General features: G+C 61.2%; 12 protein-coding genes and 1 tRNA gene. All 13 read right to left on the reverse strand.

Features of this window, described 5'->3' with window-relative positions:
• Window positions 1–56 precede the first annotated feature (56 nt).
• Window positions 57–527 carry a 30S ribosomal protein S7 gene (gene rpsG, locus Q7P63_03330; GenBank protein MDP0499110.1) on the reverse strand — a complete coding sequence of 157 codons (471 nt, stop codon included), beginning with the start codon at window positions 525–527 and terminating at the stop codon, window positions 57–59.
• A 32-nt stretch (window positions 528–559) separates the two neighbouring features.
• Window positions 560–967, reverse strand: a complete 408-nt coding sequence (gene rpsL / locus Q7P63_03335; protein MDP0499111.1) for a 30S ribosomal protein S12 — start codon at window positions 965–967, stop codon at window positions 560–562.
• A 165-nt stretch (window positions 968–1,132) separates the two neighbouring features.
• The gene (gene rpoC / locus Q7P63_03340) at window positions 1,133–5,251 is read right to left on the reverse strand and encodes a DNA-directed RNA polymerase subunit beta' (GenBank protein MDP0499112.1); all 4,119 of its coding nucleotides are present in this window, start codon (window positions 5,249–5,251) and stop codon (window positions 1,133–1,135) included.
• Between the two features lie 31 nt (window positions 5,252–5,282).
• Window positions 5,283–9,059 carry a DNA-directed RNA polymerase subunit beta gene (rpoB, locus tag Q7P63_03345; GenBank protein MDP0499113.1) on the reverse strand — a complete coding sequence of 1,259 codons (3,777 nt, stop codon included), beginning with the start codon at window positions 9,057–9,059 and terminating at the stop codon, window positions 5,283–5,285.
• A gap of 229 nt (window positions 9,060–9,288) precedes the next feature.
• Window positions 9,289–9,675 carry a 50S ribosomal protein L7/L12 gene (gene rplL, locus Q7P63_03350; protein MDP0499114.1) on the reverse strand — a complete coding sequence of 129 codons (387 nt, stop codon included), beginning with the start codon at window positions 9,673–9,675 and terminating at the stop codon, window positions 9,289–9,291.
• 143 nt (window positions 9,676–9,818) lie between these two features.
• Entirely contained in the window at window positions 9,819–10,352 is a 534-nt protein-coding gene (rplJ, locus tag Q7P63_03355; GenBank protein MDP0499115.1) for a 50S ribosomal protein L10, read from the reverse strand.
• A gap of 21 nt (window positions 10,353–10,373) precedes the next feature.
• Window positions 10,374–11,072 (reverse strand): 50S ribosomal protein L1, encoded by a 699-nt coding sequence (rplA, locus tag Q7P63_03360; protein ID MDP0499116.1) that lies wholly within the window; start codon window positions 11,070–11,072, stop codon window positions 10,374–10,376.
• Between the two features lie 46 nt (window positions 11,073–11,118).
• Entirely contained in the window at window positions 11,119–11,544 is a 426-nt protein-coding gene (gene rplK, locus Q7P63_03365; GenBank protein MDP0499117.1) for a 50S ribosomal protein L11, read from the reverse strand.
• 38 nt (window positions 11,545–11,582) lie between these two features.
• Window positions 11,583–12,191 (reverse strand): transcription termination/antitermination protein NusG, encoded by a 609-nt coding sequence (gene nusG / locus Q7P63_03370; protein ID MDP0499118.1) that lies wholly within the window; start codon window positions 12,189–12,191, stop codon window positions 11,583–11,585.
• A gap of 32 nt (window positions 12,192–12,223) precedes the next feature.
• The gene (secE, locus tag Q7P63_03375; protein ID MDP0499119.1) at window positions 12,224–12,430 is read right to left on the reverse strand and encodes a preprotein translocase subunit SecE; all 207 of its coding nucleotides are present in this window, start codon (window positions 12,428–12,430) and stop codon (window positions 12,224–12,226) included.
• A 93-nt stretch (window positions 12,431–12,523) separates the two neighbouring features.
• A tRNA-Trp gene (locus Q7P63_03380) sits at window positions 12,524–12,599 on the reverse strand.
• 75 nt (window positions 12,600–12,674) lie between these two features.
• Window positions 12,675–13,844 (reverse strand): elongation factor Tu, encoded by a 1,170-nt coding sequence (gene tuf, locus Q7P63_03385; protein MDP0499120.1) that lies wholly within the window; start codon window positions 13,842–13,844, stop codon window positions 12,675–12,677.
• Between the two features lie 67 nt (window positions 13,845–13,911).
• Window positions 13,912–14,242, reverse strand: a 331-nt coding sequence (gene fusA, locus Q7P63_03390) for an elongation factor G (GenBank protein ID MDP0499121.1), incomplete at its 5' end; no start/stop codon positions are given.

Here is a 14,242-nt window from a genome sequence, read left to right on the forward strand (position 1 = left end):
TGGCGGTTTTTGCTGGCGAGTTGGCGGTGTGAGAAGGGTCTCGGAAGTCAACCCTACTACCAGCGCAGGTGGGCGAACGCGCGATTGGCCTGGGCCATCTTGTGCGTGTCGTCCTTCTTCTTCACCACGGTGCCGGTGTTGTTGTAGGCGTCGATGAGTTCAGCGGCCAGGTTTTCGCGCATCGGGCCACGGCGGCTGCGAGCAGCGTCCACGAGCCAACGCAGCGCAAGGCTGGTCTGGCGTTCGAAAGAGATTTCCAGCGGCACCTGATAGGTAGCACCACCCACGCGGCGGCTTTTGACCTCCAGCTTGGGGCGGATGTTTTCCAGGGCACCCAACATGAGGTCCACAGGGTCACCCTTTTGCAGCTCTTCACTCACACGCTCGAAAGCGCCGTAAACGATTTTGAGCGCGACGGACTTCTTGCCGTCGAGCATGGTGACGTTGATCAACTGGCTGACGAGCGGGCTGTTGTAGCGCGGGTCAGGAATGAGTTCGCGTTTTTCGGCGCGGCGACGACGTGACATGGGTTCGTTCGGTAGTACCTCGAAAGGGTGGGTTACTTCTTCTTGCCCTTGGTGGCCGGAGCGGCACCGGGCTTGGGACGCTTGACGCCGTACTTGGAACGGCTACGACGGCGGCTATCGACGCCCGTGCAGTCGAGCGTGCCGCGAACAATGTGATAGCGAACACCGGGCAAGTCCTTCACACGGCCACCGCGGACCAACACGACACTGTGCTCCTGCAGGCTGTGACCTTCATCGGGAATATAGGCGATCACTTCGTAGCCGGAGGTCAGGCGAACCTTCGCCACCTTGCGGATAGCGGAGTTCGGCTTCTTGGGGGTGCGGGTCATCACCTGGGTGCAGACGCCACGACGGAAGGGGCAAGACTTCAGTGCGGGGCTCTTGCTCTTCTCCTTCTGCAAGACGCGCGGCTTGCGGACGAGTTGGTTAATGGTGGGCATGTGTTACCTAAAGGGTGTTAGAAAGGAAAAGCGGTAAAACTACAGTACTCACGGTGGTCAGCAAGTACTTTCTTGGGCGAATCAAGCTTAAATAGAATAAAAACCGCGCCCGCCGCAGTTTGGCAGCGGGCGCGGCTCCTGAAAGCCTGGTAAAAGGAAGAGGGCCTAGATGACGTCCTCTTCGGGGATGGCCGCGCCGATCGTGTTGATCTTGAGGCGGCGGTAACGCGGCAGGCCGGTGCCGGCCGGGATGAGGTGACCCATGATCACGTTCTCCTTGAAGCCTTCGAGCTTGTCGATCTTGCCAAGCGTGGCGGCTTCGGTGAGGACGCGGGTGGTCTCCTGGAAGGAAGCGGCGGAGATGAACGACTCGGTCTCGACGGAGGCCTTGGTGATGCCGAGCATGATCGGCTCGCCTTCGGCGGGCTGACCACCGGCCTCTTCGAGGCGACGGTTTTCGTCGAGGAACGTCTCGCGATCGATCTGCTCGCCCCAGAAGAAGTCGCCGTCACCCGGATCGGTGATGCGGACCTTGCGGAGCATCTGGCTGATGATCAGCTCGATGTGCTTGTCGTTAATCGTCACACCCTGCATGCGGTAGACCTTTTGGATCTCGCTGAGGATGTATTCCTGCACGGCGGACGGCCCGAGAATCTCGAGGATTTCGTGCGGGTCGGCCGCGCCTTCGGTAATATGCTGGCCCTTGCGCACGATGTCGCCCGGTTGCACGATGATGTGCTTGCCGTGCGGGATGAGGTGTTCCTCTTCCTGCCCGGTTTCCTGGTCGGTCACCATCAGGCGCTTCTTGCCGCGGACGCTGCCTCCCATGGAGACAATGCCTTCGATCTTGGCCATTTCGGCGGCTTCCTTCGGGCGGCGGGCTTCGAAGAGCTCGGCCACACGGGGCAGACCACCGGTAATGTCCTGCGTCTTGGACGCCTGGCGAGGCGTCTTGGCGAGGAGCGAACCGGCCGCGATTTCGTCGCCTTCATTGACGGACACGGTAGCACCGGTCGGAATGGCGTAGGTCGCGAGCAGCTTGCCGTTGGCGTCCACCACTTCGACTTGCGGGCTGAGGTCTTCGCGGTGTTCGACCACCATGGTGGCGATACGGCCGCTGGAGGGGTCGACGTCGCGCTTGACCGTCACGCCCGGGATCATGTCGCGGAAGCGGACGAGACCTTCCTTTTCGGAAAGAATCGGCACGTTGAACGGGTCCCACTGGACGAGGGTCGCGCCGCTTTCAATGCGGTCGCCATCGTTGATGCCGAGCACAGCACCGGCCGGAATGTTGTAGTTTTCCAGCTCGCGGTCCTTCTCGTCCACGATCGTCACCTGACCGGTCTTGTTGAGCACCACGAGGGCGGCGCCGTTGTTCACCTCGACGAGGCGCAGGCCGGAGAAACGGACGATACCGGAGTGGCGCACGCGGATCTCGGCGGATTGCGAAAGCGCGGAGGCGATACCACCGATGTGGAAGGTACGCATCGTCAGCTGCGTGCCGGGCTCACCGATCGACTGAGCCGCAATGATACCGACGGCGGTGCCGACTTCGACCACGGCGTTGGTCGCCGGGTTGATGCCGTAGGCCTTGGCCGAGAGGCGGTTCTTGCGGGAGTGGGTGAGCGGCGACATGATCTTGACGCGCTCGATGCCCATTTCCTCGATGCGGCGGGCCATCGGGGCGGTGATCAGCTGGCCGCTGGCGGCGAGCAGCTCGTCCGGGTTGAGCGGGTTGGGAATGTCGTTGCTGGAGCAGCGGCCGGTGATACGGTCGCGCAGCGGCACGATTTCGTCGTCGCCCTCATAGATGGCGTGCTTCCAGATGCCGTCGCGGTTACCGCAGTCGCCTTCGGTGATGATGATGTCCATCGCCACGTCGCAAAGCTTACGGGTCAGGTAACCGGCGTCGGCCGTCTTCAGCGCGGTGTCGGCCAGACCCTTACGGGCGCCGTGGGTCGAGATGAAGTACTCGAGCACCGTGAGGCCTTCGCGGAAGGACGACAGAATCGGGCGTTCGATGATTTCGCCGGAGGGCTTGGCCATCAAACCACGGGTACCGCACAGCTGGCGGACCTGTTGCTTGTTACCCCGCGCGCCGGAATCCATCATAAGGAACACCGGGTTGACTTCCTTCTTGCCGTTGTTGCGGTTCAATTGATCGAACACCGCCTTGGCAATTTCGTCGGTCGCACCCGTCCAGATGTCGATCACCTTGTTGTAGCGCTCGCCTCCGGTGATGATACCGCGGCGGTATTGCTCGGCCACCTCGGCGATGCGATCGCGCGCACGCTTCACGATGTCGGGCTTTTCCGGCGGGATGATCATGTCTTCCATGCCGATGGAGATACCGGCGATGGTGGCGATGCGGAAGCCGAGCTCCTTGAGGCGGTCGAGCAGCAGGATCGACTCTTCCTTGCCAGCATGCTGGTAGGTGTCGTTGATCAGGCTACCGAGCTTCTTCTTCGGCACGGCAAAGTTGATGAAGCCGAGGATCTCCGGCCAGATGGTGCTGAAGAGCACGCGGCCAGGAGTCGTGACGATGACCTTCTTGTCCTTCTTGCCGTGCACGGTGTCGCGACCGTAGTCCGGGTTCTTCATCCGGATCCAGTCGTGCTTGAACACCACGCCGTCGGCCTCCGCGAGCAACACTTCGGTCGCGTCGTTGAAGAGGGGCAGCTTGCTCTCGTCTTCCGGCTCGAAGCGGGGCTCCAGCGTGAGGTAGTACGAGCCGAGCACGACGTCCTGCGACGGCGTGAGGATCGGGTCACCGCTGGAGGGCGAGAAGATGTTGTTGGTCGAGAGCATGAGCAGCTTCGCCTCGAGGATGGCCTCGAGCGAGAGCGGCACGTGCACGGCCATCTGGTCACCGTCGAAGTCCGCGTTGTAAGGCGAGCAAACGAGCGGGTGCAGGCGGATGGCGTCACCCTCGATCAGGGTGGGCTCGAAGGCCTGGATGGAAAGGCGGTGGAGCGTTGGCGCGCGGTTGAGCAGCACCGGGTGGCCCTTCGTCACTTCTTCCAGGATGTCCCACACTTCGGGGCTGCGCTTTTCGATCATCTTGCGCGCGCCACGTACGGTGTGGACGAAGCCCAGCTCCTTGAGGCGGCGGATGATGAACGGCTCGAACAGCACGAGCGCCATCTTCTTGGGCAGACCGCACTGGTGGAGCTTCAGGTCCGGACCGATCACGATCACGGAACGGCCGGAGTAGTCCACGCGCTTACCGAGCAGGTTTTGACGGAAGCGGCCCTGCTTGCCCTTCAGCATGTCGCTGAGAGACTTGAGGGGGCGATTGCCGGCACCGGTGACGGCGCGGCCGTGGCGTCCATTGTCGAAGAGCGCGTCCACAGACTCCTGCAGCATGCGCTTTTCGTTATGGATGATCACGTCCGGCGTCTTCAGCATCAAGAGGTTCTTGAGGCGGTTGTTCCGGTTGATGACGCGGCGGTAAAGGTCGTTGAGGTCGGAGGTGGCGAAGCGGCCGCCTTCCAGCGGGACGAGCGGGCGCAGGTCCGGCGGGATCACGGGCAGCACTTCGAGCACCATCCACTCGGGGCGGCTCTCGGACTGGATGAAGCCTTGCAGCACCTTGAGGCGCTTGGAGAGCTTCTTCTTGATCTGCTTCGAGCGGGTGTTGCCCATTTGCTCGTAGAGCAGGTCGACTTCGGCCTGCATGTCGAGGCGTTCGAGCACCTTGCGCAGCGCGCCGGCACCCATCTCGGCCTCGAAAGCGTCTTCGCCATACTCGTCGACGGCGGCCTGGTAGTCCTGCTCGCTCAGCAGCTGCTTCTCTTCCAGCGGCGTCTTGCCCGGATCCGTTACGATGTAGTTTTCGTAATAGATCACGCGCTCGAGGTTACGCGCGGTCAAGTCGAGCAGGAGGCCGAGGCGGCTCGGCATGCTCTTGAGGAACCAGATGTGGGAGCAAGGCACGGCGAGCTCGATGTGGCCCATGCGCTCGCGGCGCACGCGGCTGATCGTGACTTCGACACCGCAACGGTCGCAAATGACACCCTTGTACTTGATGCGCTTGTACTTACCGCAGGCGCACTCGTAGTCCCGCACCGGCCCGAAGATGCGCTGGCAGAAGAGGCCGCCGGGCTCAGGCTTGAAAGTGCGGTAGTTGATCGTTTCCGGGTTCTTCACCTCGCCGCGCGACCACTGGCGGATCGTGTCGGGCGAAGCGATGCTGATGCTGACCTGGTCGAACGACTGGTCCTTCTCGAAGCCGAGAAGGTCGCGGATCTCGCGATTCTGAATTTCGTCGGTCGTGGAACTCATGGCGTGGAGGGGGTGCGGATAGGCGCGAAGTTTAGGCTCCGAAAGCGGAGGCCAGCGGGTCCTGGTTACCCAGGCGGACGTCGAGGCACAGGCTCTGCATTTCCTTCATCAACACGTTGAAGGACTGCGGCGTGCCGGCTTGGAGGCTGTTGTCGCCCTTGACCAATTGCTCGTAAATCTTGGTACGGCCCTGCACGTCGTCGGACTTGACGGTGAGCAGTTCCTGCAGCGTGTAAGCGGCACCATAGGCCTCGAGCGCCCACACTTCCATTTCCCCGAAGCGCTGGCCGCCGTATTGGGCCTTACCGCCGAGGGGTTGCTGGGTGATGAGGCTGTAGGGGCCAACCGCGCGGGCGTGGATCTTGTCCGCCACAAGGTGGTTCAGCTTCAGCATGTAGGTGTAGCCCACGACCACCGCCTGGTCGAGGCGGTTACCGGTGCGACCGTCAACCAGGAAGCTCTTACCCGTTTCAGGCAGCTTGGCCTGGCGCAGGTAGTCCTTGATCTTGGCTTCCGGGATACCGTCGAACACCGGGGTGGCGATCTTGATGCCGAGGCGCTTACAGGCAAAGCCCAAGTGGCACTCGAGCACCTGGCCCACGTTCATCCGCGAAGGCACGCCCAGCGGATTGAGGCAGATGTCGACCGAAGTGCCATCTTCGAGGTAGGGCATGTCTTCGATCGGGACGATCTTGGCCACAACGCCCTTGTTACCGTGGCGACCGGCCATCTTGTCACCCACCTGGATCTTGCGCTTGGTGGCGACGTAGACCTTCACGTTCTTGATCGTGCCGGATTCGACGTCGTTGCCCGATTCAACCTGGTCGACCTTGCGCTGCTGCTCCTCATCGAGCTCATCGAACTTGCTCTTGAAGCTCTCGATGATCTCCATGATCTTGATGCGCACCGGCGACGGGTCGATGTCGATCGACTTGTAGACGGCGGCGAGGCGGCGCAGCAAGGTCTTCGTGATCTTGCGGTTGGCGGGGATGATGACTTCGCCGGACTCGCTGTTCACGACGTCGAGCGGAATCTTTTCACCCAAAAGGATGTTGGAAAGGCTTTCCGTGAGGCTTTCGCGGAGCTTGTCGCCCTGCGCACGGTATTCCTCGTTGATCTTCTTGATCTGACGGCGGCGGTCGGAAGCGGAGAGCTTTTCGGGCTCGCCGTCGACGCGGCTGGAGACCTTGACGTCCATCACGATGCCGTAGGTACCGGAGGGGACGAGCAGCGAGGTGTCCTTCACGTCCGCAGCCTTTTCGCCGAAGATCGCGCGCAGCAGCTTCTCTTCCGGGGCCAGCTCGGTCTCGCTCTTGGGCGTGATCTTGCCGACCAGGATGTCACCCGGCTTCACCTCGGCACCGACGCGGATAACGCCGTCGTGGCTGAGGTTCTTGAGGGCTTCTTCACCCACGTTCGGGATGTCGCGCGTGATTTCTTCCGGCCCGAGCTTGGTGTCGCGAGCGGTCACTTCAAACTCCTCGATGTGGATCGAGGTGTAGACGTCGTCGGCGAGCAGGCGCTCGGAGATCAGGATCGCGTCTTCGAAGTTGTAACCATTCCACGGCATGTAGGCCACGAGCACGTTCTTGCCGATCGCGAGGTCGCCCTTGTCGGTCGAAGCGCCGTCGGCGAGCAGGTCGCCTTCCTTCACTTCCTGGCCGCTGAGCACGCGGGGCTTCTGGTTGAAGCAGGTGCCGGCGTTGGAGCGGAGGAACTTGCGCAGCTCGTAAACCCAGATGCCGTTCTTCGGGTCGCTCTTCGGGCGCTTGCCCAGCTTGGGGGCCGTGCCATCGCGCGTCACCACAATGCGGCGGGCGTCGACGCTGGCCACGATGCCGGGGGCTTCCGCAATCGTCACCGTCTTGGAGTCGCGGGCCACACGGCCTTCGATCCCGGTGCCGACAAGCGGGGCTTCCGTCTGGAGCAGCGGCACACCTTGGCGCTGCATGTTCGAGCCCATCAACGCGCGATTGGCGTCGTCGTGCTCGAGGAACGGGATCAGGCCGGCCGCGACCGAAACCACCTGCTTGGGCGAAACGTCCATCAGGTCGACTTCGGAGGGATCGACTTCGAGGAAGTCGTCACCACGGCGAGCGGTCACACGGCCCACGAAGTGGCGGCCTTCGACCCGGGCATTGGCCTGGGCGATGGTCTTGCCTTCTTCGAGGTCGGCATTGAGGTAGACGATTTCGTCGGAAACCTCGCCGCCCTTCACCACACGATACGGAGCTTCGATGAAGCCGAACTCGTTGACGCGGGAGTAAATGGAAAGGCTGTTGATCAGACCGATGTTCGGACCTTCCGGCGTCTCAATCGGGCAGATACGGCCATAGTGCGAGGGGTGCACGTCGCGCACTTCGAAGCCCGCACGCTCACGGTTCAAACCACCGGGCCCGAGGGCGGAGAGGCGGCGCTTGTGCGTCACTTCCGCGAGCGGGTTGATCTGGTCCATGAACTGGCTGAGCTGGCTGCGTGCGAAGAAGTCGCGGATCACCGTGCTCAGGGCCTTCGGGTTGATCAGCTTGCCCGGGGTGATCGAATCCACGGATTGATCATACAGGGTCATGCGCTCCTTGACGGTGCGCTCCGTCCGGGCCAGGCCGATCCGGCACTGATTCATCAAAAGCTCACCCACCGTGCGGACGCGGCGGCTGCCGAGGTGGTCGATATCGTCGACGACGCCCTCGCCCTTCTTCAGCTTCACGAGGTACTTGGTCGCGGCCACGATGTCTTCGACATTGATCGTGCGCACGTCCAGATCGGTCGTCAGCGTCAGCTTCTGGTTGATCTTGTAGCGACCCACGCGCCCGAGGTCGTAGCGCTTCGGGTCCATGAAGAGGCGCTTGAGCAGGGCACGGGCATTGGCCGTGGTCGGCGGTTCGCCGGGGCGCAGGCGCTTGTAAATATCCTTGAGGGCCTCGTCTTCGTTACGCGTCGGGTCCTTCTTGAGGCAGCGGATGATCGCGCCGTCGTCGATAGTCGTGTCGATCACGCGCACAGTGTCGATGCCGGCGGCTTCGATGCTGCGGACGATCGTCTTGGTCAGCGGCTCGAACGCGCGGGCGAGCACGGCGCCCTTCTCGGCGTCGACGAGGTCTTCGACCAGCACGAGGCGGGACACGCTGTCCATCGCCAAGGCTTCCGTCACATTCAGCTCCTCGATATCGTAGAAGAAATTGAGGATCTCGTAGTCGCTGCCATAGCCCATCGCACGCAACAGCGTAGTGATGAGAAACTTGCGGCGGCGACGGCGGCGGTCGAGGTAGACGTAGAGCAGGTCGTTCTGGTCGAACTGCGTCTCCAGCCAGGTGCCGCGGTCGGGGATGATGCGGAAGCTGTGCAGGCTCTTGCCGCTGGTGTGCGGTGCCACTTCGAAGGCAATGCCAGGGGAGCGGTGGAGCTGGGAGACGATGACGCGCTCGGCGCCGTTGATGATGAACGAGCCGCGCTCGGTGATCATGGGCAGCTCGCCCATGTAAATTTCTTCGTCCTTGATCGCCTCTTCTTCGCGCAGGCGGAGCTTGACGTAGAGGGAAGTCGAGAAGCTGACGCCTTCGCGGATCGCTTCCATCTCCGTCATCTTCGGCGGGGTGACGTTGTAAGAAACGTACTCGAGGCTGCAACGGCCGTCGTAGCTCTCAATCGGGAAGACTTCCCGTAAAACGGCTTCCAAACCGACGTGCTGGCGTTGAGCCACAGGCAGCTCTGCCTGCAGGAACTCCTTGAACGAGTTGGCCTGAATCTGGATCAGGTTCGGAGGAGAGATGACCTCTTTCAGTTTCCCGAAGTTGATGCGGTCGGACATGGCGATACGTTGGAGGTGTGGAGGATGGGCGGCCCCACTAAGGCCAGAGCATGGTCGAGGCGGCACAAAGGCGGCTCAATCAGGCGTTGGCATCCGGCGGGGTTGTGGCTCCCTTAGGCAGGGATCCTTGGGTAAGAACAAATGAAGACAGGCAGGCCAGACGACTCGACTGGTGCGAGCCGCCTGGCTGCCTGGGAAATAAACTGGAACGCAGAAACGTCGATTTGCGTTACTTGATTTTGACGGTAGCGCCGGCAGCTTCGAGCTGCTTCTTGATGGCTTCCGCGTCTTCCTTGGTCGCGCCTTCCTTGACGGGCTTCGGAGCGCCTTCGACCAGGTCCTTGGCTTCCTTGAGGCCCAGGCCGGTGATGGCACGAACTTCCTTAATGACGTTGATCTTCTTGTCGCCAGCGGACTCGAGGATCACGTCAAATTCGGTTTGTTCTTCCTTCTCCTCGGCAGCGGCCGGGGCGGCGGCACCAGCGGCGGCGACGGCGACAGGAGCGGCGGCGGAAACGCCCCACTTTTCTTCGAGCTCCTTGACGAGCTTGGTGGCTTCAAGAATGGTGAGGTTGCTCAACCATTCGACGACTTGTTCGGAGGTGATGTCGGACATTGGATTTCCTTCTGGTCCCTTGGCGCCCGTTAGGGCAATTACGAGGTCGCGCCTCCCAATGGGTCCAATTGTTGGAGTTACTTAACGTTTTTTGGCTTCAGGAAGCCTGAAGATGTTCAAAAATGGTATAAAGAGCCCGGGGCCTAGGCCTGGGCGCCACCCTTTTCCTCGAGATCGCGCTTGCGGGCGTCGATGATGGTGACGAACTGCTGGCCGGGGGCGTTGAGCAGGCGCACCAGCGAGGTGGCGGGGGTGTTGATGAGGGCGAGCAGTTGGGCGCGGACGCCTTCGATCGTGGGCAGGTCCTTCAGGTTGCTGAAGTCGGCAGCGGAGACGAGGTTCTTGGACAGAACGGCGCCCTTGATGACGAGCTTCTTCGAATCCTTCTGGAACTTTTCGACGGCGGTCGCGACGGCGGGGATCTTCTCGCCACCGAAGATGAGGCCGGTGTGGCCGTTGAGCCACTCGCCCATTTCGGGGTATTCGCGTTCGCCGGCGGCGCGGCGGAAAATGCTGTTCTTGACGACGTGGAATTCCGCATCGACGGCAGCCAGGCGCTTGCGCAGTTCTTCGGTATCCGCAACCGTCAGGCCCGTGAAGTCGACCAGAAACAGGTAGTCCGAACGATCCAGGTAGCTGAGGACCTCTTCGACGAGGTATTGCTTTTCAGATTGCATGGCGTGTTCTCGGTTCGGCGGTTAGTAGGAGGCGAAGAGGCTCTGGTCGAGCTTGACGCCAGGGGTCATGGTGCCGGAGATGGTCATCGACTTGATGTAGCGCTGGCCCTTGAGGCCGTCCGGGCGCAGCTTGCCGATGGCGTCGATCACGGTCTTGATGTTTTCTTCGAGCTGCTCGCCGGTAAAGGAGCGCTTGCCGACGATGACGCCGATGTTGGCGGTCTTGTCCATCTTGAACTCGACGCGGCCCCCACCCTTCACAGCCTTCACGGCTGCGGCGGTGTCATCGGTCACGGTGCCGCTCTTGGGGTTCGGCATCAAGCCACGCGGGCCGAGCACGCGGGCGACGCGGCGAACTTCCTTCATCGCAGCAGGGGTGGCGATGGCGACGTCAAAATCCGTCCAGCCGTCTTCGACGCGCTTGAGCAGGTCTTCGAGGCCAGCTTCGTCGGCGCCGGCTTCCTTGGCTACGTCGGGGATTTCGGTAAAGACGATCACGCGGACCTTCTTGCCGGAACCGTTGGGCAGGTTGACCACGCCGCGGACCATTTGATTGGACTGGCGGGGGTCGACACCGAGGTGGCAGGAAAGCTCGACCGTTTCATCGAACTTGGCTTTGGGGAAGCTGGCGAGCGTCTTGAGGGCTTCGTCCAACTGATAGGTGCGCAACCGGTCCACTTGCTTGGTGGCGGCGGCGTAGCGTTTTGCGATAGCGGGCATATCTTCAACTCCCTCCGTGGAGGTTCAGTCGTTGCAGGGTTAAAACTTAGTCGACAACTTCGATGCCCATCGAGCGGGCGGTGCCTTCGATGATGCGCTGGGCGGCTTCAGGGCTCTTGGCGCTGAGGTCTTCCTTCTTGATCTCGCAGATCTCCTTGATCTGGGCGCGCGTGACAGTACCAACCTTGGTCTTGTTGGGCACGCCGGAGCCGCTGGCGATACCGGCCTTCTTCTTGAGGAGGACGGCCGCGGGCGGGCTCTTGAGGATGAAGGTGAAGGAGCGGTCCTGATAGACGGTGATGACCACCGGCAGGATCATGCCCGCTTGATCCTTCGTGCGGGCGTTGAACTCCTTACAGAAGCCCATGATGTTCACGCCGGCGGCACCCAGAGCCGGACCGACGGGCGGAGCCGGATTGGCAGCGCCGGCGGGCAGTTGCAACTTGATGAGACCGGTGACTTTCTTGGCCATGATGGAAAGGTATTAAAGCGTAAATGGGGATTGAGCGCCTAGTCTTCTTCGGTGACGCGCTCGACTTGCCAGTACTCGAGGGTAACGGGCGTGAAGCGGCCAAAAATGGATACGGAGACCTTGAGCTGGCCGGCTTCGGGGTTGATTTCGTCGATGCGGCCCGTGAGGTTGACGAAGGGACCGTCGGTAATCTTGACCTCTTCGCCGAGCTCGTATTGCACCTTGGGCACTTCCTTGCCTTCGGACTCGGCAACCTTCTGGAGGATGCCTTCGATTTCGTCCTGCTTGAGTGCGGCGGGGCGTTGGCCTCCAGCAAACCCGATCACGCCGTCTGCCCCGTTGATGTAGTACCACACTTTTTGCACCAGGCGGTCGTCCTCGTCGTAGAGGCGGCAGTGCAGGAAGATGTAGTTGGGGTAGAGCTTGCGCTGGCGTTGGGTCTTCTTGCCTTGCTTGACTTCCGAGACCGTTTCGCTGGGCACGAGGACTTCGAAGATGTAGTCGTCGAGCTCGTACTCGCTGATGTAGCGGTCGATGTAACGCTTCGCCGTCATCTCCTTGTTGGAGAGCGTCTGCACCACATACCACTTACCCTCACGTTGGGGGTTCGCCGTGGGCCCGGAGGCGTTTTCGGAATCAAAGGACATGGAAACAACAAGAGCGCGGGGGCTTTTACAGCCTACCCGCGCACCAACTTGGTAAAGAGTTCGACAAACCCGTAGACGCTGAAATCCGCGAGGGCGACGAAGATGCCCAGCAGGACCGTGGCAATGAAGACGACGATCGTGCTGTCGCGCAGCTCGCTCCCGGTCGGCCAGACAGACTTGCGCAGCTCCGCAGATGTCTCGGAGAGGAAGATGCCGAAGCGTCGGAAAGGATTGCTCATGGGAATGGGTGAAGAAAATGCCGCAAAGGCAGCTGAGTCAGGTCACGTTTACCTGAAAAGAAAATGTCCTGACTGAGGTGCCACTACGAAAAGTGGCAGGGCAGGAGGGACTCGAACCCCCAACCAATGGTTTTGGAGACCACTACTCTACCAATTGAGCTACTACCCTGTAAAAAAGAGGCGGAAGCCGGAGATCCTTAGTCAAGATCTCCGGCAACGCCAGTAAAAAATCCGAAAATCGGTCTTAGGCGATCACTTCGATCACGCGACCGGCACCGATGGTGCGGCCACCTTCACGAATGGCGAAGCGCTGACCGGCTTCCATCGCGATCGGCTTGCCGAGTTCGATTTCCACCGCAAGGTTGTCACCCGGCATCACCATTTCCACGCCAGCCGGCAGGGTCAGGATGCCCGTAACGTCGGTCGTGCGGAAGTAGAACTGCGGGCGGTAGCCGGAGAAGAACGGCGTGTGGCGGCCACCTTCGTCCTTGGTCAGGACGTAGATTTCGGCCTTGGCCTTGGTGTGCGGCTTGATGGAACCGGTCTTGGCGAGCACGTGGCCGCGCTCGATGTCGTCCTTGGCCACGCCACGGAGGAGCAGGCCGACGTTGTCACCGGCTTGACCTTCGGGGAGGAGCTTGCGGAACATTTCCACGCCGGTCACGGTGGTCTTCTTGGTGTCGGTCAGACCCACGATTTCCACTTCTTCACCAACCTTGACCTTGCCGCGCTCGATACGACCGGTGGCGACGGTGCCACGACCGGTGATCGAGAACACGTCTTCGACGGACATCAGGAAGGGCTTGTCGATTTCGCGCTCGGGCTCGGGGATTTCGCTGTCGAGCGTGTTCATCAGCTCGGACACGGAGTCCACCCACTGTTGCTCGCCGTTCAGCGCACCCAGGGCCGAACCACGCACCACGGCGGCATTGTCGCCATCGTAGTTGTACTTGCTGAGCAGTTCGCGGACTTCCATTTCGACGAGCTCGAGGAGGTCTTCGTCGTCGAGGAGGTCGACCTTGTTGAGCCACACCACGATCTTCGGCACGCCGACCTGGCGGGCGAGGAGGATGTGCTCGCGGGTTTGCGGCATGGGGCCGTCGGCGGCGGAAACCACGAGGATAGCACCGTCCATCTGCGCCGCACCGGTGATCATGTTCTTGACGAAGTCGGCGTGGCCGGGGCAGTCAACGTGGGCGTAGTGACGCTTGTCGGTTTCGTATTCAACGTGGGCCGTCGAAATCGTGATACCACGAGCCTTTTCTTCAGGCGCAGCGTCGATCTGGTCGTACGCCTTGAAGTCGCCGAAATACTTCGTGATCGCAGCCGTCAGCGATGTCTTGCCATGGTCAACGTGACCGATCGTGCCAATGTTTACGTGCGGCTTGTTGCGCTCGAATTTTGCCTTTGCCATTTTTGGCTCCTATATTTCAGACCCCGCGACGGGGGAATTTTTCAGTTACGTTACGGGTGTATTCCGATCAGTTCTGACCGGAATACTTCGCCTGAATTTCCTGCGCAACGTTCGAAGGAACGGGCGCATTGTGGTCGAAGACCATCGAATACTGGGCGCGACCCTGCGACATGGAGCGCAGATTGTCGACATATTTGAACATGTTCGCCAGCGGCACCAGAGCGTCGATGACAACCGCGTTGCCGCGTGCTTCCTGACCCTGGATCTGACCACGACGTGAGTTCAGATCGCCGATAACGTCGCCGACGTAATCTTCCGGGGTAACAACCTCGACCTTCATGATCGGCTCGAGCAGCTGGGCACCAGCCTTCTTGGCAGCTTCACGGAAGCAGGCACGT

The sequence above is a fragment of the Verrucomicrobiota bacterium JB022 genome (genome assembly GCA_030673845.1).
GTDB lineage: Bacteria > Verrucomicrobiota > Verrucomicrobiia > Opitutales > Oceanipulchritudinaceae > WOUP01.